This is a genomic window from Actinomyces urinae, assembly GCF_900119695.1.
GTDB classification, from domain to species: Bacteria; Actinomycetota; Actinomycetes; order Actinomycetales; family Actinomycetaceae; genus Gleimia; species Gleimia urinae.
Genome location: NZ_LT632547.1, coordinates 1,345,165 through 1,363,031, shown reverse-complemented (window position 1 = coordinate 1,363,031; position 17,867 = coordinate 1,345,165). Strand labels below are relative to the sequence as shown.

Here is a 17,867-nt window from a genome sequence, read left to right as displayed (position 1 = left end):
TAGGCAACGAAAGGAGAGGTCATGTCAGAATCACGAAAGATCCGAGTTGCCATTAACGGGTACGGAAACCTGGGGCGAGCAGTTGAGCTGGCCGTGCATGAAAGCCCCGACATGGAGCTCGTTGCCATTTTCACCCGCCGCGACCCAGCAAGCTTGGGAACCAAGTTCGCCCCGGCAGCGTCCACTGAGGACGCCCCCAAGTACGTTGGCCAGGTGGATGTTTGTGTGAACTGCGGGGGCTCTGCCACCGACCTCGTAAATCAAGGCACGCAGTTTGCGGCCCTGTTCAACACGGTTGATTCCTACGACAACCACTCCAATATTCCCGCCTATTTTGATTCGATCGACGAGGCCGCCAAATCCGCGGACCACGTGAGCGTCATCAGTTCCGGTTGGGATCCCGGCCTGTTCTCCCTGACCCGCCTCATGGCGGAGGCTGTACTGCCAAACGGCTCTACTACAACCTTTTGGGGGCCGGGAGTATCCCAAGGGCATTCGCAGGCGGTTCGCCGCATCGAGGGCGTGGCTAACGCCGTCCAGTACACGCTTCCCGTAGAAGCCGCAAAAGAGAGCGTTCGCGCCGGCGAGAACACTGAGCTTTCCACGCGGGACAAGCACACGCGCCTGGTCTACGTGGTTGCGCAAGAAGGCGCTGACAAGGACGCGATTCGCGAAGCTATCGTCACTATGCCTGCCTATTTTGCAGACTACGACACCACCGTTGAGTTCATTAGCGCCGAACAGATGGCCAGTGACCATTCGGGCATGCCCCACGGCGGCGAAGTGATTCGAGCCGGCGAGACGTCCCCGGGCACACACCAGGCGATCTCATACAGCCTCGCCCTCGATTCTAACCCGGAGTTCACGGGCGCCATGGTTGCCGCAACCGCACGGGCAACCGCACGCCTGTTCGAGGCTGGCAAGCGCGGGGCGGCAACCGTTTTCGACATTCCGCCGGCCTACTACTCGCCAAAAACGCCCGCGCAGCTTCGCAAGGAACTTCTCTAAACCGCAAAGCGCGAGGCAGTCAGATAAATATACCGGTCCCTGCGCGTGCAGGGGCCGGCCTCCCATCTACTCTCCTACTGTGTTTGCTATCGGCGGCCGGTTGCAACAGCCTCACCGGCGAATAACAAATCAGCGCAAAGGCGGGAATTCTTTTAAAGAAAACAGGGACTCAACTGGAACGTCGAAGAACGCAGCCAGTTGGAGTGCAAGGGCAAGCGAGGGGGCATACTCGCCGCGCTCTAAGTAGCCAACCGTCTGGTAGTGCACGCCAAGGGCATCGGCAAGTTCGCGTCGCGAGACTCCCCTGTCTGCCCGCATAACTGCGATGCGGTTGTAAACTCGATCCTCAGCCATTACGCACCCAATTGACTACGAAGATTGTTTTGCATTTTCTGCATTGCTCCTATGGACTCGTGACGGAAGAAGCGTTTGATCAAGAACGATGCAACGAAAAACCCGGCTACGAGCCACAGAGCAAGAATACCCGAGGCTAGCAAGGGCTGGAACGATCCAACTACCTCCGCGGTGCCGGCCTGGGCGGGCATCACCACGGAGCGCACAAGGTGGCCAGACCAGAACGTTGGCAAAACCAGCTGCACCGCCTGCACCGGTCGGGGCAAAAGATCTAAAGGAAACGCGATCCCAGAAGTCCCAAACAAAGCGAGCACGCCCAGGGTAATCACGACATTTCCATACATTTCGCGGACCAGGCTTCCGAGAATCAACCCAATGGGAGCGTGCGTAGCAACAGCGAACAGCATAACCAGCACTACCAGCAGTGTGGTTCCCATGCCTAACTGGCTCATATCAAAGAAAACGAATCCGCCAATCAGAATTAGGATCTGCATAAGTAGCACAACTATGCCGGTCGAAATTGATTTACCGATCGCCCACGCCATCGGCCCATTCGGTAGTGATCTGGCGCGCAACAAAACCCCGGAACTACGTTCCATCATCATCTCCGAGGTCAGCTGAATGATGATTAGCATAGATAGTCCCGCAGTCATCGAAATGACCATGTACCTGCCGATCGAGGTCCCGATCTGCTCCAAGACTTTGCCATCTATCCATTTGCCAACACCTAAAATCACCAGGGGTGTGAAGAATAGATTGAAGATAGCAGCGCCCAATAGGTTTATGCGCATTTCGGCCTTCACATGCATGCCGATCATTTTCAAGAATCCAGACACTTTCACAGCATGCCTCCCTTCGCCTCGGCTGGTTTCACTTCCGCCGCATCGTCATTTCTCTTGTCCTCGACGAGGGCAAGGTAGGCATCCTCTAACGTGGGCCGCGATATTGATAGGCCGGTTATAGCGTCTAGATCCAGCGTTTTCACAAACGCTTCCACCTGATTGGTAGCGTGAACAAAACGTTTGCCGTCTTGTTTCCACGTAATCTGTGCAGGTTTTACAAGCTGGTCACTAAGTTCAGGTACGCTGGCATCCGCGATGAGCTTGCCGTCTTTGATAATGAGGATGCGCGACGCCAGCTTTTCAGCTTCATGCAGGTCATGCGTTGTTAGCACAACGGTTGCTCCAAGGTCTGCGGAGGCACTCACTATGTCATGGATCATCGCCTTCGCCTCCGGGTCGAGGCCGGTGGTTGGCTCATCGAGCAAGAGCAGGTTGGGCTTGGAAATCATGGCGGCGATGAAGTCTACGCGCCGGCGTTGACCGCCAGATAGAGAACTCATTTTCGCTTTTCTTTTATCCCCCAGACCCTGGCTTGCCAACAGCTCGAACGGGTCATACGTGTCTGCGCCGATACTCTCATGTGCGTATTGGATCCACTTCAGGTGCTCTTCTACGAGCCACTTTTCGTGATCTTTCCAGTGTTGTTGCACGAGGCCGATCCGCGTCCACTCACGGGCAGAAAACTCAGACGGATGCTTTCCGAATACCTTTATGTCACCCTCGTCTGGCCGAATGGAGCCCATGAGGGTTTCGACGAAGGTTGTTTTACCAGCGCCGTTTGGGCCGAGGATAGCTACCACCTCGCCTCGGCTGATCGACAGGTCAATGCCACGCAGGGCCTGCACTTTCCCGTAAGCAAAATGCAGATCGTGCGCTTCTATCAAGGCAGCCATGCACCCTCCCAATAATCTATATAACTTACATCTCTAAATGTAGCACTTCTACTATATTTGACAAGACCTCAGCTACTTTACTCTTGGTAATTGAAACTTCTACGCCTACGAACCTGCATAACCACACCAATCGCACCCCAGCCACTCGCGCATCCACGCCTGCTTTGCAATAGTGGATCCATGAGCATTCGCCGCAATAACAACGTGTTTGTCAAAACTGATTCAGCAAACCCAGACGCACCGCAACTCGAAGCGTTGGGCTTGCAGTGGCTTGGTGAAGCCATGGAGTTTGGCGGAGCGCACGTAGTGCCCGTCGTCAGCGTTAAAGACGGAGAAATTTCGACGAGGGCGGTGCAAAACGGCTCGGTCACGCAAGAAGCGGCGTTCCAGTTTGGCCGAGCTTTGGCGCTAACACACGCACAGGGGGCGGACTACTACGGGCAGGCTCCTCTGGGCTGGGAGGGTCGCGGCTGGATGGGGATGGCTAACCTGTCATTCACAAGGCCCGGAAAATACTCCGCGTGGGGCGATTTCTTTGCGCAAGAACGCATCTTGCCGCACCTTCCGGCAGCGATTAACAACGGCGCGATTCCGCGCGGATACATGCGGGTTGTTGACCAGGTTTGCGAACGGCTTCGCGACGGCGGTTTTGATGCGCCCGAGCCTGCCCTCGTCAAAACACCTGCGTCCAGAATTCACGGCGATCTTTGGAGCGGCAACGTGCTGTGGTCGCGCTCAGACCTGCTGGACTGGGCACCCACAAATGCCGGACTCGGCACCACGCGCCAAGATCTACCGGGCACCGTTGGAGTGTTGATAGACCCGGCAGCATGCGGCGGTCACGCGGAGAAGGATTTGGCTGACCTGAGCGTCTTCGGCCAGCCCTACCTGGGTGACATTTACGCCGGTTACGAGGCCGAATCTAAACTTGAACCCGGTTGGCAAGAACGCGTTGGTTTGCATCAGCTTCACATTCTGATCATCCACGCGGAGCTGTTCGGAGGCTCGTACGGGGACCAGGTGATAGCGACCTGCAAGCGTTACGCATAACCGCAAGCCCCTCGGAAAGAGGTACGAAAGCACAATATGCAAGTGCCGCTCCGAACACTTACACGCCAGCAGTTTTCAAACATTAAGCCAGAGGTCGAGCAACACAAATTGCGTCCTTTCTAGCGAGCAGAGAGCCCTCAGAAATACCGAACCAGCATTTAGCCAACATTTGAACAGACGTCGGACAAGCAGTTGACAATCTAAAACTCTGCGCAGGCTTGTGCTCCAGGTCACTTTGTTAACCTTTTATTAACATGTTTGACACTTAGAATTCACATTGGTCGCGTTTGTTTTCTTCCACCTTAAGCCGCAAGACACGCTTGAAAAACCGAACATTTTGGTCATTAAACGCCTCAAACCAACACCTCTGATTTTGCTTACTCGATTTGGCGGTAATCTGAAGCCCTTATCGATTAACAAAGAGGTTTTTCAAAATGGATAAGACAATTTTTGCTCACCGCGGGGCCAGTGCTATCGCTCCCGAGAACACCATGGCCGCTTTTAAGAAAGCGGTCGAGGCCGGCGCCACCTGGATTGAGACGGATGTAGACGTCCTAAAGGACGGAACACCAATCCTCATTCATGATTCGTCTTTGGATCGCACAACGAACAGGTCTGGTAGCTACTACGACCTCACGGTTTCCGACCTGGATGACATTGACGCGGGCTCCTGGTTCTCCCCGGAGTACGCAGGCGAAAGAATCCCCACGTTGGCCGAGCTCGTAGCGTTCATGAACGAGACGGGCCTCAACGCGAATATCGAAATCAAATCAAACGAGGCCGGAGCGCAAATGAGCCTCCAACTAGTTGACGCGATTTTGAAGGAACTCGAGGCCCTAGACGGTCCGCAGGTGATCATTTCTTCGTTCAACCACGTCCTGCTGAAAATCTTCAAGGACAAAGCACCTCAACACAGCGTTGGCGCACTGTTCGTGGCTGAAAATCTGTGGGATGACTGGAAGTCCATCCTTGAGCTCGTGGGCGCCGACTACATTCACCCTGACGATTCCACGCTGACCCGAGCCCAGGTGCAAGCATTCCGCGAGGCCGGATACGGGGTGAACGTGTGGACGGTGAACTCCCCCGCGCGAGCAAATGAGCTTTTCAACTGGGGCGTAACCGGTGTTTTCACCGACGTCGCACACCAGATGTTAAAGAAGTAAACCCATCTAAGTTCAACTACTAGAAAGAAATACAAATGGAAAGTGCAGCAGCTTCTGGAAAGAAGAGCCGCCTCCCGGCATTTTTGCGCCGTGGCAAGGCCGCCCCGTTCCTAACGGTGGTAATGGCCGGTCAGCTAACATACTCCGCATTTGAGGCTTTCAAGGGATCACTGATGATCCCGCTGACCAACGTCCTTGGCATTTCGATTGGCCAGTTCGGTATCCTCATGGGCTGGTTGGGAATCGCAATGTTCCTTTACGTGCCAGGAGGCTGGGTGAATAACCGATTCACCATCCGCCAACTCCTAGTTGCCTGGTCCGCGTGGCGTTGCGCCACCGCGCTAATCCTCTTCTTGATTCCCGGCCTTAGTTTCAACGTAATGATCGCAATCGCGATCTCGTGGGGTGTTTGGGACGCCATCGGCTGGCCCGCAGTGGTTAACGGTGTTGCGTTTATTTCTAAGGACGAAGATCAAGAGGGTCGCGGCCTTGCAATGGGTCTGCTTGAGTCCATCCGCCGCGCCGCCGAGTTCTTGATGAACCTCATCGTTGTTGGCCTACTGGCAGTATTTGCCGACCACGCCACCAGCGTCATGCGCATCATGGCAATCCTGTACACGGTCATTTTGATCCCGCTGATCTTCGCAATCTTGCGTTGGGTACCTAAGAACGCTGTTGCACAGGCTGAAAGCGAAGGCGATACGCAGAACAAGGCTGCGCTTCGCGGCCTCATCCACGTTCTTGTTCGCCCACGTGTTTGGGCAGCTGGCATCGCTGCGTTGTGCGTCTACTGGTCGTACGTCAACCTGATCTACTCCTCCGCCCCATACCTTTCCCTGGTGTTCAAGGCAACGGATGCGCAGGCTGGCGCGTTCGGCATTTTCAACACGGGTCTCGTCGGCATTTTCGCAGGCCTGGTAGCCGGCCTTCTTGCGGATTACGTATTCAAGTCCTCCACTCGCATGATGGCCGTGGCACTATCCGTTACGGCTATTGGTTCGATCGCGATCTTCATGCTTCCGCCCACCAACATTTGGGTTGCGATGGTTCTGCTGTTCATCATGGCGTTCGGCGTCTTCATGGGTAAGGCAGTTATCCTCGCCCCGATTGCCGAGTTGAACCTTCCTGACGAGATCAACGGCTCCGCAATGGCTGTAGGCTCGTTCCTCGCTTACGCCTCGATCCTGTGGGGCAACCCCACCACGGCTGGCCTTGTGGATCGCGCAACCGAGGCAGGCAACCCCGCAGCTGGATACCAGCAGGTGTTCATGATTACCGTGGGCGCTTCGGTTGTTGGTGCGCTTGCCGCGTGGGCGTTGGACTACACCAACAGGCGGATCGCACGCAAAGCTGAGGTAGCTGCGTAAACCATCATTTGAGTTTGTCCACCGAGAGGGGCGCTTGGCATCAGCCGGGCGCCCCTCTGCTTGCCCGAAGCCAGTGCCGATTAATATGCTGGGCAATTGGATAAGCACCCAGCCGATGGGTCTCACCGAGTGGGTGCTTTCGCGCGCTCGAAGGGATTCGAACCCCCAACCTTCTGATCCGTAGTCAGATGCTCTATCCGTTGAGCTACGAGCGCATTGGTTGTTACCTGAACAAGTTTAGTGGGTATTCCGGTAAACAACCAAATCAACAGGTTGTCATACTCGCCACAGTCCAAGCGGCAGGCAAACCGCTACTTGACGATATCGATCCCCAACGTCGCCGAGGCATCCTGGACCCCGCCAACATTAGTTACGTTCGTGAAACCCTTTTGCTCCATGATTGCTACCGCCTTGCCGGACCGCTGACCGGAACGACAGTAAACGGAGTAAGCCCCATTCGGATCCAGAGAGGCAATGGCATCCTCGAACCCCGGATCAGTAACGTCAATGTTAACTGCGCCTTCCAAGTGGCCCTCCGCGTACTCGGCCGGCGTGCGCACGTCCAAGATAGTGCCAGCTTCAACAACGCTCTCCATAGTTACTCCCTCATTTTCTTTCGTTTGAGTCTGACTATCCCCAGCGCATCCAGCTAAAGCGAAGGCCGCGAGCGACATCGCGAGCGCCTGTGCAACCAACTTCTTCACGCGATCCTCCAATACGCCGATACGGAAATGATTGTTTAACAAAAGCTTGCCGGTATGAACAACAGTTGTCTAGTTGGACATCAACGACGCAACGCTGAAAAGTCAAGCACTGAATGTGAAAAGTACACCCTTTCTGTTTAGTAGCATTAAACGGCAAGCCCAGTTGGGATGACCTCCCAGCCGGCTAGCCAAGAGCAAAACGCCTTGAACAACGCGCGCTCAAACGGCGCTGCCGAAGTTATGCGTTGCCGCTGTTACAAAGACGTACATATTTGCCTCGGCACTGAAGTGAATAAGAAATCTCAAGAGACTAGGAATCTTATGGTGAAGCTCAAACGCTTTGCGGGTGGGATTGCGGTAGCCGCTGCGGGTGCCCTGATTCTAACCCCGCTCACCCCCGTGCCGTCCCTGGCAACCCCAGCGGGCGACAACGTAGTAATCAACGAAGTTTACACGCGCGGAGACAGTGCCGATGGCACGCTTCGTGACTTTGTTGAACTGTACAACCCAACAGCTGAAGCGATCTCACTTGACGGCATGTCACTTCAGTACTTCAGCAAAAAGAACCTAACAGCTGTAAAAGCCAGCGTCTCTCCTCTGCAAGGAAAGATTGCTGCCAAAGGATATTTCTTGGTTGCTGGAAACTCGGCAGACAAGAATGGCCAACACGAAGCCTTCCAAAAGTACAATCCGGACGCTCAGGGCAACTTCAGCCTTGCCGGAAATGATGGAAGCATCGTCCTGGCAAAAGGCACTGAGGCTCTAACGGTTGCGGGCGATACTTCCGCAGACGCAAATGTAGTTGACGCCTTTGGCTGGGGTGCCACGAAGGTTTTTGAGTCCGCTGCAAATGCAAACAATTCGAAGGGCGACAAATCGTTCCAACGCGCTAACGGCGCGGACACTAATAACAACACGTCCGATTTCTCGGTATCCGCCCCTACCCCGCAAAACAGCAAGGGTACGGTTATCCCTGAAGAACCTACCGATCCGCCGACCCCAGAGCCGTCTGATCCGCAAAACCCCGAGCCGGTAGCCAACATCGTTTCGATTGAGGAAATCCAGGGCACCGGACCGGCCTCAACAATGGTGGACCAGACGGTAACCACGCGTGGCGAAGTCACCGCGATCTACCCCACCGGCGGTTTCAACGGAGCTTACATTCAGTTCAACGGCACCAACCCGGACGCTTCGGATGCGGTCTTCATTTACTCGAAGGACTTCGCCAAGCAGTTCCAGATTGGCGATTTCGTTGAGGTCACCGGCAAGGTAAGCGAATACCAGGCCAAGGGCGCTGCCACCTCTTCCACGCAAATTTCCGCTACCTCCTTCAAGAAGATTGATCGTCCCGAGGGCGTGGAAACAATCCAGCCCCTGGAGCTCGAAGCAGCGCCAGATACCGAGGAAGGCCGCGAGGCTCTCGAGGGCATGCTTTTGAAGATCACCAAGGCTCATACGGTTACCGATAACTACGGAACAAACCGCTACGGCACAGTGCTACTCACCACGCAAGATAAGCCGCTACGCCAACCATCTGACGTTTACCATCCGGCAAGTAATCCCAACGAGATTGCGGCACTCGAAGCAGCTAACAAGGCCTCTATTATCGCTCTCGATGATGGCCAATCTACGGATTACACCAATTTCAAGCACCCGAACCACCTCATTCCAGTTCCGTACTTGAACGTAAATGACCCGCTGCGCGTAGGTTCTAAGGTCACCATCAAGAAGCCGGTGGTTCTAGACTTCCGCTTCCAGTGGAACTACCAACCAACCGAGCCAGTCAACGTTAAGGGCGTGGACAACACCGATCAGTGGATCGACATCACCAACAACGAGCGGCCGGCAGCGCCCGGCGATTTCAGCGAGGCCGGCGCTAACCTGACCCTCACCTCTTTCAACGTCCTGAACTACTTCACCGACCTGGGTGAAAACGAGGCCGGCTGTAAGTACTACCAGGATCGCGAGGCTCGGCCCGTGACCGCCAACTACTGCAACGTTCGCGGCGCATACTCCAAGGCTGCTTTCGAACGTCAGCAGGCAAAAATTGTTGCCGCTATTAACGAGCTGGATTCCTCCATCGTTGGCTTGGAAGAGATTGAAAACTCAGCCAAGTTCGGTCACGATCGCGACGAGTCACTAAAGCAACTCGTACAAGAGCTGAACAAGGCGGCTGGTGCCGACAAGTGGGCTTTTGTTCCTTCCCCTAAGGACGTTCCCACAAATGAGGACGTCATCCGCTTGGCCTACATCTACCAGCCGGCAGAGGTAACCCCGATTGGGGATTCCTCGATCCTGTTGGGTAGCGAATGGTTCACGGGTTACGCTCGCGAGCCGCTGGCCCAAGAATGGCAGGCACTTGACGAGGGGCAGCCGGTTGGCACTGAGTTCGTAACCGTTGTTAATCACTTCAAGTCGAAGGGTTCCCTGGCGAAGAAGTTCGAAAACGACGAAGACCAGTGGCAGGGCAACAACAACCTGCTACGCATTGCGCAGGCTCAGGAAGTCACCAACTGGGTGGCCGCTAAGTTTGCTGGAAAACCAGCCATTCTGCTTGGCGATCTGAACTCCTACTCGAGGGAAGATCCGGTTCTTACCATCGAGGAGGCCGGCTACACTTCGGTTGCTGACATGTTCAACATCCAGAATTCTTCCTACCTGTACGGCGCACGCGTTGGCTCGCTCGATCACGGACTCGCAAATGATCTTGCGAAAGATCTGGTGGTTGGCGCTGACGTTTGGGACGTGAACGCGATGGAGCCGCTGGCATTCGAATACTCGCGCTACAACTACAACGTTAAGGCAGATCAGCTGTTCGACCTGACGCCGTACCGTTCGTCTGACCACAACCCGCTCAAGATGGGGCTAAAGACGTTCGAGAAGACGCCAGAGCAGACTGAGCCTACTCCGGCCCCGTCTGAATCAGCTACTCCTAGTGAGGTTCCCGGTGACAACACGGTTGTCAGCAAGCCACTGGCTAAGACGGGTGTGGAAACTGGGGCTCTTGCCCTCTTCGCCCTCATGCTTGCAAGTGTTGGTATGGGCGCAGTTCGCGCTTCACGGGTGAAGTGATCCCACCTCACAAATCAGCGCTATAGCAACTGAAAGTGAGTCCCCCGATGGTTTACCCATCGGGGGACTCACTTATCTAAGCGGCTGGTGATTACAGGACGAGGCCGAACACCGGAACCGCGAGAGCGTAAGTGGTGATCGTGATCAGGACGATGCCGATCAGGTTCAGCCACAGGCCGCCCTTCACCATCTCGCCGATCTTCACATAGCCGGAACCAAACGCGATGGCGTTCGGAGGCGTTGCCACGGGCAGCATGAACGCGCAGGTCGCAGCAAGCGCCACCGGGATGGTTAGCAGCATGACGTTCTGCGGCGCGCCATCCGTAAGGCCGATGCCCACGGCCACGCCACCAATGATCGGTAGGAACGCGGCTGCGGTTGCCGTGTTGGACGTGAGTTCGGTGAGGAAGATGATGAGCGCAGTAATCGCAACAACAATGAGCAGGGTCGGCAGCACCGATAGTCCTTGCGCAACCTGGCCAATCCAAATGGACAGCCCAGACTCGGTGAACATCTTCGACAGGGCGAGGCCGCCACCGAACAGCAGGAGGACATCCCACGGGATGTGCTCAGCCGTCTTCCAGTCGATAACACGGATTCCTCGGCGTGCATCAACGGGGATGAGGAACATGAGTAGCGCCGCAGTCATACCGATACCGGCGTCAGCAATGTTGAGGCTAGATCCGGTGATCTTCAGGATGATTGGAACGAATACCCAAGATAGTGCTGCCAGTAGGAAGATCACGCCGGTCATCTTTTCGCCGCGTGTCATCCGCCCCATTTTCTTCAGCTCGTCACCGATCAGCTCGCGACCGCCCGGAATCGTCTCCATTTCCGGCTTGAAAATGGTGGTTAGTAGTAGCCAGCCGAGCGTCATGAACACCACGGATAGTGGCACGCCAACCAGCATCCACTGGCCAAATCCGATGTGGATGTCGTGGTTTTCCGATAGATATGCAACCAACAGCGCATTGGGCGGCGTACCAATCACGGTGCCCAGCGATCCAATCGATGCAGAGTACGCGATTGCGAGCATAAGCGCAGTGGAGAAGTTCTTCTGGTTCTTGAACCCGCCCACGCGATCAGCGGTGAGCGTGAGGACGGACAGGCCAATCGGTAGCATCACAACTGCGGTAGCCGTGTTGGAAACCCACATTGACAAGAATCCGGTGGCAATCATGAAGCCCGCGATGAGGCGCTTCGGGCTGGTTCCAACCGTGCGCACAACTAGCAGAGCCAGGCGGCGGTGGAGGTTCCAACGCTGCATGCCAAGAGCCAGGATAAAGCCGGACATGAACAAGAAGATTGTCGAGGACGCGTACGGAGCTGCGATGTCCTTGAAGTCGATGATCTGGAAGGTCGGGAACAAAACCAGCGGGACAAGTGCGGTGGCTGCCAGCGGGATCGCCTCTGTCATCCACCAAACTCCCATCAGTACCGCACCTGCAGCGGTGAGCTTAAGTGAGGTCAGGCTGTAAACGGTTTCTCCGTCGGTAACGGTAGCGTTCACCAGGTCGGCTCCGCTCGATGGGAATATTAGATAGACGATGCCGGCTAGAACAACACCTAGCAGGAGTCCGATCCAGCGACGCTTCCATTCAAGAGCAGATGGCGCTGAATCGAGAATCTCCTGAGGCATCCAAGAAGAGTTCTTCGTCTGGGAGCTCATGAGTATCTCCTTCGAGTGCATCTTTGCACTCGCGTGATTAGGACAGGGGTCTTCCTCGTAACCTAGAGCCCCAGACGGCCTCATCTCACGATAAGGAGCTTTACATCTCGTCTTTAGGGACTCTCGAGAACGAGTTATCGACCACGATACCCCTCGGGGTATATGACTTCAACAATTCGGGCAAACGTTCATTAGCTCTGAAACGAATCTCGGGCCGGCGCCCACACGCAGGACCTCTGCCCCCTCGCGCAATAAGAAAGTCTCGCGACGCAGCGGGTGCTTTGTCGCGAGACTTCACTTGGCGGAGCTGGCGGGATTTGAACCCGCGAGGGGCGAACGCCCCAACCTCCTTAGCAGGGAGGCGCACTAGGCCACTATGCGACAGCTCCAGACTCAACCCATCTTAAAGGGTAGGGCGATGCGTTTCCAAACGATCCGCTAAATGGGGGCCAAAACCACACCTCAAGCCCGGCCACCTCAGGACTCTTCGCATGCCGGAAACTACTACACTCGTCGGGCGGCGCGCCCACTTGCAGACCTACAGCTCAAACCTCGAAGGTTCGACGAGAACTAGAAAACCCCGGTATTTCAATGAAATACCGGGGTCTGTTGCGGAGGGTAAGGGATTTGAACCCTTGGTGCCCGTGAGGACACAACGGTTTTCAAGACCGTCACCTTCGGCCGCTCGGTCAACCCTCCCGACGATTCCCTAGTGTAACCCGGTTTCGCTTCAACCCTGAAACTGATGTTTTGCAAAGTGCGCCACAGACCTGTTTTCAAATTTTTGTCCGCCCCTACGGGCATTATGGAATCATGAGAGCAATCATCAGCGCCGCAGACCAACCCCACTTTGCGAATGCCGGTGGCGAGGCAAAGCTTAGCGACCGCCTTTCGCTGATCCATATTGCACCTCCAACCCCGGCACCCAACCGGGTCCGCATCAAGGTGCTCGCAACCGCAGTGAACCCCGCTGACGTGTTGCAATCAAAAGGCGCCTACCCCGCCCCGCGGGGTGCCAGCCGGATCCTCGGCCTCGAATGTGCCGGAATCATCGACCAAGTTGGCAGCAAGGTCACTTCCCTACCGGGGTGTTCGTGGATTCATGAGGGGGCCACTGCGTGCGCACTGCTAGAGGGTGGCGGTTACGCCGACTATGCCGTTGTTGATGCCAGGCAAGTGCTGCCCATTCCCAAGCTACCCGCCTCCACAATCACTGCCATACAAGCCGAGGTTAACCAGGCAAACGCCACACCAGGCATGCAGGAGCCCTCGACCTTTATGCCCACGAGCGCCCCGGACCTTGGCGCACTCGTAGCGACAATGGGCCTGGTGGAATCAGCGGCGGCCTCGTGGATGATATTGGAAAACATCTGCAAGCTTGCGTCAAACCCTGGCCGGTCCGTTCTTATCCACGGAGCATCAGGCGGTGTCGGTTCCATTGCTGTGCAACTAGCCGACTTAATGGGCAACACTGTGTACGCCACCGCAGGCACGCCCAAGCGGTGCGAGCGAGTGCAAGACCTTGGCGCCAGCAAGTGTTTTGACTACCACGACGCGTGGCTTGAGCAACTGAATGAGCTTCAACCAAGCGGCGTGGACGTCATTATGGATGTACTTGGAGCGGGCGGCCTGAGCACCAATTTGAAAGCCCTCGCGCGATACGGACACCTCGCTGTTCTCGGCCTGCTCCAAGGGGCAAAGGCTGAGCTAAACCTGGGCTATCTCCTCGCCAAGAACGCCTCTATTACCGCGCAAACCCTGCGTTCCCAAACACAAAAGCGCAAGATCGAGATCCTTCAACAACTGCGCGAACACGTGTGGCCAGCTATTGAAGCGGGCAAGATCAAGCCCGTCATAGGAGCGATCTATCCACTCGAAGAAATCGCCGCCGCCCACAAGGCGATTGCTGGGCGCGAGGACTCCACCTTCGGCAAGATCGCGATAATCCTCTAGCGAATCCCGACTAACCTTCCGCACAATCCCTAGCCGAGCAGAAAAGTGGTGGCCACCCAGATTTCCAGATGACCACCACTCATTTGCCTACCTAATCAGTCTTCAGCGTCACGACGCTTGAACAGGTTGAACCCCTTGCGATCCTTTGGTGGCTCCTGCGGATGATCGAGCAATCCGCGCGAAAGTGCGGACGCAAACGGCGGCCACAACGGTAACCTCGGAATCAACAAAGCCTGCACGGCGTGGTAGTTATCCGGCAATCCCGGCAAGCTCGACTCCACAACCTCATTATTCTCATCAAGCTCGCGCCTAAACTGGCCCGGCTCCTCAATAATAAACTCTTCAATGAAGTCCAACCACGAGCGGTAACAGTGGTCGTAATGCTCCACCTCACCCAAGCTGGCACCATCATCAAGGTGCGCGCGGCGCAAAGCCACCGTTGCAGCAATGCCTTCCGCAGCCACCCAGTACATATGGTTCGTAGACACCGGGTTACCTTCAAAATCAACCGTGTACAAGAACCCGGGCTTGCCGTTACGACGCCAACCGTCCACGCGAGTGCGCTCAAACATCTCGCGCGCAAACTCCAGCAGCCAATCCGGGCTCTGCCTACCCAGCGTGCGGTTAGCGGCACGCACGTGCAGCGCCAACCTGGACCACTCAAACTGGTGGCCAATCACTACGCCGTACGGCACAGACTTATCCAAACGCGAATGACCGTAATGCTCGCGCATAGGACGCCAGTTCTCGTCGTAATGCTCACCAATGCGCCAATCGTTTCGACCGGCCTCGTCGTAAACAAACTTCAGAATCGAGGTGGCGCGGTCAATCCATATTGGATCATTCATGACTTCTGCAACCGCAAGGTATGCCTCGGTGGTGTGCAAGTTCGAATCCATGCCGAAGTACTTCGCAACCTCAGAATAATCTCTGGAATAGCGGTGGCGGACACGGTCTACGGTCTCATCCCACCAGTGCGCCTCTTGATCATGGATGACCTCAAGCAGCAGATCGTGCGCTCCTGGACGGTTTGCCGCTACGCCCGAAGCCGCAGCCAACATCACGAACGAGTTAGCGTACTGCGACTTCGACTCCAGCGCCTCTTCACACGGAATTCCGTTTCCGTCCGCATCGAGCTCATGCTTGATAGCCGGATACCAGCCACCATGCTCCGGATCGACAAAATATTTACGCAAACACTTAATGCCATGATCCGCATACTTACGAGAACCAGGCAAACCCATAAGGGTTGCAAGACAGAAAACGTGCGTCAAACGCCCCGTCATTGCAAGATCAACTGGCCGAGACGTATCAATCTCGCCCTCGGATGTAACAAAACCAAAGCCAGTCTCAACCATCGCCTTACGGCCAGCGCAAATCAAGGCCTGCATCTGGTGGCTCAGCCAGCGGTTATGCTCAACAGACTCTATCCAACCCAAGTGAATCCCCCTGGTATTAAAGAAGCAACATTGCTAACTCTTTGAGGTTACCCTGTCTGCGCCTAAGTTAATTCACAAAGAGAATTTAAGTTCAACATAAAAACTAGCCCCAACACTCTCTAAACGAGATGTGACTCACATTTAATTCTCAAATTTTCAGGAAACTCTAAGATTAGTTTCAACCTACACACAGATTCAAAACCTACATTTAGAAATAACTTCGACGGATCGGCTAACCGACCGGTTGAAGAGTTCGAGATTTCATGGACTTTCCAGAGGCTAAGAAACTCGCACTGTGTTGATGGGATAGTTTAGAGCCCCGAGCAAAAGCTCGGGGCTCTAAACGTATCTGCCACTTTCAGGGCACCTACCCGCGCTAACCCTTCACGGAACCAGCCATGAGGCCGCGAACGAAGTAGCGTTGCAGAGTTAGGAACACTGCCAGCGGAATAATCATTGAAACGAACGCGCCTGCGGTCAGCAAATGCCAGTCTTGACCACGCGAGCCAGCCATGGAAGCCAAGCGCGCAGTCAGCGGCTGGGTCAGCTCCATGCCACCCGAGAAAGTCAAACCAACCAGCAGGTCATTCCACACCCACAGGAACTGGAAAATCGCGAATGACGCGATCGCCGGAACCATCAGGGGAAGCATGACCGACACGAATGTTTTCACGTGCCCCGCTCCATCAACCTGCGCCGCCTCCACGAGTTCCTTAGGAACTTCAGCCATGAAGTTGTGCAACAAGAAGATAGCTAGAGGCAGGGCGAAAATAGTGTGCGCCACCCAGATCGATAAGAACGGGAAAGCACTCGCAACTGCAGTTCCAGAAAACACGCGCAAGAGCGGAATCAGCGCCATTTGCAGCGGCACAATCTGCAGGGCAAACACAATCACGAAAACTGTGTCACGCCCCTTCCACTTAAGCACCGAAAACGCATACGCCGCCATCGTCGCAAACAACAGTGGCGCTAGAGTTGCCGGAACCGTGATTACCAGGGAGTTAATGAAATACGAGGCGAGATCACCCTGCGATTTCGCTCCGTACAGCACCGTCTGGTAGTTCTCCAGCGTGAAATCCGGGTTAGCGAAGAACGACCACCACCCCGAACTCTTAATCTGGGCCTCCGGCCGGAACGAGGTTATGAACAGGCCAAAAGTTGGAATCGTCCAAAAGACTGCGATTAGTACCGCAACAAACGATCCGAACCTACCCGAGAGGGCGCGCTTTGCCTCCGCAGAAGCAGTCTTACGCTCACCTCGCACCGGCTTCTTCACTTCCAACGCGGCAGGACTTTGCGCAACATCTACAGAACTAGGCACCACGCACCTCCTTGTTGATCAGCATCTGCCGCACGTTGTAAAGAACAATCGGAATAACAAGAACGAAGATGGCAACCGCCATCGCCGAACCATACCCATTGTTACCGTACGTAAATGACTGGTCATACATCATGTTCGCCAGCACCTGCGTGCCAAACTTCGCACCCGTCATCGTCTGCGTAATATCGAAGATCTTCAAGGTTGCGATCGTAATAGTTGTCAGCACCACCACGAGGGTTGGGCGAATCGATGGAACCGTGATGTTCCTAAACATCTGCCACCGGCTCACGCCGTCAAGCATTGCAGCCTCGACAATGTCATGTGGAATCGCCTTGATAGCTGCGGACAGTAGCACCATTGCGAAACCAGCCTGAATCCAAATCATCACGATCAACAAGAAGATCGTGTTCAAAGGTGAATCCTGCAAGAAACGCACGGGCTCGCCACCCAACCCCACAATGATGGCGTTTAGCAAACCGCGTTGAGTTTGGGAAGCACCACGGTATTCATAAACGAACTTCCAAATGATGCCCGCACCCACGAACGAGATTGCCATGGGCATAAACAACAGCGACTTCGCCAGCTTCTCAAAACGCTTGCCGTCAATAAGGATCGCATACAGCAAACCAACAATAGTGGAGATGATTGGAACTAGAAGCACCCACAAGAACGTGTTGATGAACGCCTGTTTGGAGTCAGTGGCCGTAAACAACCACGCGTAGTTATCAAAGCCCACAAACTGCGATGAACGCCTATCCATGAACGACATGAGAATCGTTCGGATAGCCGGGTAAATGAGGCCGAGTGCAAGCAGTAGCAAACCTGGACCTAGGAACACTGCCACACTTGCAACCGTGCGCCCGCGCCCCTTCATCCTGTCTGCCAGTGACGCCAAACCTAGTAGCACCAGCACAACAACTGCCAGCAAGATGACCGCAAAGATCATCTGGCCAATCTTCGTATTTAGAAAGTAGTCCATTAATCCTCCAAAAGCGGGACGTAACTAGTACGCCCCGCTCTTGAAAATCAGAT

At 55.1% G+C, this 17,867-nt stretch carries 14 protein-coding genes and 3 tRNA genes; 6 read left to right on the top strand and 11 right to left on the bottom strand.

What is annotated here, in order from left to right; all coding sequences use genetic code 11:
• Window positions 1-21: 21 nt before the first annotated feature.
• Window positions 22-1,008: a diaminopimelate dehydrogenase gene (locus BQ7114_RS07530; protein WP_072343957.1), complete on the top strand. Its 987-nt coding sequence runs from the start codon at window positions 22-24 to the stop codon at window positions 1,006-1,008.
• A 129-nt stretch (window positions 1,009-1,137) separates the two neighbouring features.
• Here BQ7114_RS07530 and BQ7114_RS07525 read toward each other — a convergent pair whose 3' ends face one another.
• From BQ7114_RS07525 to BQ7114_RS07515, 3 genes are read right to left on the bottom strand one after another with little or no spacing between them, the layout of a single operon-like run.
• Window positions 1,138-1,362 (bottom strand): helix-turn-helix transcriptional regulator, encoded by a 225-nt coding sequence (locus tag BQ7114_RS07525; RefSeq protein WP_034508659.1) that lies wholly within the window; start codon window positions 1,360-1,362, stop codon window positions 1,138-1,140.
• Entirely contained in the window at window positions 1,362-2,204 is an 843-nt protein-coding gene (locus BQ7114_RS07520; RefSeq protein ID WP_083431795.1) for an ABC transporter permease, read from the bottom strand. Before BQ7114_RS07520 ends, BQ7114_RS07525 begins: the two co-directional genes overlap by 1 nt.
• Window positions 2,201-3,097 (bottom strand): ABC transporter ATP-binding protein, encoded by an 897-nt coding sequence (locus BQ7114_RS07515; RefSeq protein ID WP_072343954.1) that lies wholly within the window; start codon window positions 3,095-3,097, stop codon window positions 2,201-2,203. Before BQ7114_RS07515 ends, BQ7114_RS07520 begins: the two co-directional genes overlap by 4 nt.
• Before the next feature lie 180 nt (window positions 3,098-3,277).
• On the opposite strand from BQ7114_RS07515, the gene BQ7114_RS07510 reads away from it, so the two are divergent.
• The 3 genes from BQ7114_RS07510 (at window position 3,278) to BQ7114_RS07500 (ending at window position 6,677) form a co-directional block, all read left to right on the top strand.
• Window positions 3,278-4,147 (top strand): fructosamine kinase family protein, encoded by an 870-nt coding sequence (locus BQ7114_RS07510; protein WP_072343951.1) that lies wholly within the window; start codon window positions 3,278-3,280, stop codon window positions 4,145-4,147.
• 434 nt (window positions 4,148-4,581) lie between these two features.
• Entirely contained in the window at window positions 4,582-5,310 is a 729-nt protein-coding gene (locus BQ7114_RS07505; protein ID WP_072343948.1) for a glycerophosphoryl diester phosphodiesterase, read from the top strand.
• 35 nt (window positions 5,311-5,345) lie between these two features.
• A complete protein-coding gene (locus tag BQ7114_RS07500; RefSeq protein WP_072343946.1) occupies window positions 5,346-6,677 on the top strand; it encodes an MFS transporter in 1,332 nt (443 codons plus the stop codon).
• A gap of 142 nt (window positions 6,678-6,819) precedes the next feature.
• Here the strand turns inward: BQ7114_RS07500 and BQ7114_RS07495 are convergent.
• Both BQ7114_RS07495 and BQ7114_RS07490 read right to left on the bottom strand, forming a co-directional pair.
• Window positions 6,820-6,892 (bottom strand) — tRNA-Arg (locus BQ7114_RS07495).
• A 96-nt stretch (window positions 6,893-6,988) separates the two neighbouring features.
• On the bottom strand, window positions 6,989-7,381 hold the full coding sequence (locus tag BQ7114_RS07490) for a rhodanese-like domain-containing protein (RefSeq protein WP_083431794.1): 393 nt from the start codon (window positions 7,379-7,381) through the stop codon (window positions 6,989-6,991).
• A gap of 324 nt (window positions 7,382-7,705) precedes the next feature.
• On the opposite strand from BQ7114_RS07490, the gene BQ7114_RS07480 reads away from it, so the two are divergent.
• Window positions 7,706-10,453 carry an ExeM/NucH family extracellular endonuclease gene (locus BQ7114_RS07480; protein ID WP_195906738.1) on the top strand — a complete coding sequence of 916 codons (2,748 nt, stop codon included), beginning with the start codon at window positions 7,706-7,708 and terminating at the stop codon, window positions 10,451-10,453.
• 91 nt (window positions 10,454-10,544) lie between these two features.
• Here BQ7114_RS07480 and BQ7114_RS07475 read toward each other — a convergent pair whose 3' ends face one another.
• The 3 genes from BQ7114_RS07475 to BQ7114_RS07465 all read right to left on the bottom strand — a co-directional run bounded on the left by BQ7114_RS07475 (window position 10,545) and on the right by BQ7114_RS07465 (window position 12,821).
• Window positions 10,545-12,122: an SLC13 family permease gene (locus BQ7114_RS07475; protein ID WP_072343943.1), complete on the bottom strand. Its 1,578-nt coding sequence runs from the start codon at window positions 12,120-12,122 to the stop codon at window positions 10,545-10,547.
• A gap of 299 nt (window positions 12,123-12,421) precedes the next feature.
• Window positions 12,422-12,511 (bottom strand) — tRNA-Ser (locus tag BQ7114_RS07470).
• A gap of 223 nt (window positions 12,512-12,734) precedes the next feature.
• Window positions 12,735-12,821, bottom strand: a tRNA-Ser gene (locus tag BQ7114_RS07465).
• A 114-nt stretch (window positions 12,822-12,935) separates the two neighbouring features.
• Between BQ7114_RS07465 and BQ7114_RS07460 the strand changes: the two genes are divergently transcribed.
• Window positions 12,936-14,075, top strand: coding sequence for a zinc-binding dehydrogenase (locus BQ7114_RS07460; protein WP_072343940.1), 1,140 nt, complete (start codon window positions 12,936-12,938; stop codon window positions 14,073-14,075).
• 95 nt (window positions 14,076-14,170) lie between these two features.
• Here BQ7114_RS07460 and BQ7114_RS07455 read toward each other — a convergent pair whose 3' ends face one another.
• The 3 genes from BQ7114_RS07455 to BQ7114_RS07445 form a co-directional block, all read right to left on the bottom strand.
• Entirely contained in the window at window positions 14,171-15,514 is a 1,344-nt protein-coding gene (locus BQ7114_RS07455; protein ID WP_072343937.1) for an AGE family epimerase/isomerase, read from the bottom strand.
• Window positions 15,515-15,890: 376 nt separating this feature from the next.
• Window positions 15,891-16,835 carry a carbohydrate ABC transporter permease gene (locus BQ7114_RS07450; protein ID WP_072344990.1) on the bottom strand — a complete coding sequence of 315 codons (945 nt, stop codon included), beginning with the start codon at window positions 16,833-16,835 and terminating at the stop codon, window positions 15,891-15,893.
• On the bottom strand, window positions 16,828-17,814 hold the full coding sequence (locus BQ7114_RS07445) for a carbohydrate ABC transporter permease (protein ID WP_072343935.1): 987 nt from the start codon (window positions 17,812-17,814) through the stop codon (window positions 16,828-16,830). Before BQ7114_RS07445 ends, BQ7114_RS07450 begins: the two co-directional genes overlap by 8 nt.
• Window positions 17,815-17,867 lie beyond the last annotated feature (53 nt).

Bases quoted from the DNA above. Each gene is read 5' to 3' on its own strand.
- BQ7114_RS07510 (WP_072343951.1), top strand. From the start codon at position 3,278: ATGAGCATTCGCCGCAATAACAACGTGTTTGTCAAAACTGATTCAGCA.
- BQ7114_RS07530 (WP_072343957.1), top strand. From the start codon at position 22: ATGTCAGAATCACGAAAGATCCGAGTTGCCATTAACGGGTACGGAAAC.
- BQ7114_RS07505 (WP_072343948.1), top strand. From the start codon at position 4,582: ATGGATAAGACAATTTTTGCTCACCGCGGGGCCAGTGCTATCGCTCCC.
- BQ7114_RS07460 (WP_072343940.1), top strand. From the start codon at position 12,936: ATGAGAGCAATCATCAGCGCCGCAGACCAACCCCACTTTGCGAATGCC.
- BQ7114_RS07445 (WP_072343935.1), bottom strand. From the start codon at position 17,814: ATGGACTACTTTCTAAATACGAAGATTGGCCAGATGATCTTTGCGGTC.
- BQ7114_RS07475 (WP_072343943.1), bottom strand. From the start codon at position 12,122: ATGAGCTCCCAGACGAAGAACTCTTCTTGGATGCCTCAGGAGATTCTC.
- BQ7114_RS07500 (WP_072343946.1), top strand. From the start codon at position 5,346: ATGGAAAGTGCAGCAGCTTCTGGAAAGAAGAGCCGCCTCCCGGCATTT.
- BQ7114_RS07525 (WP_034508659.1), bottom strand. From the start codon at position 1,362: ATGGCTGAGGATCGAGTTTACAACCGCATCGCAGTTATGCGGGCAGAC.
- BQ7114_RS07515 (WP_072343954.1), bottom strand. From the start codon at position 3,097: ATGGCTGCCTTGATAGAAGCGCACGATCTGCATTTTGCTTACGGGAAA.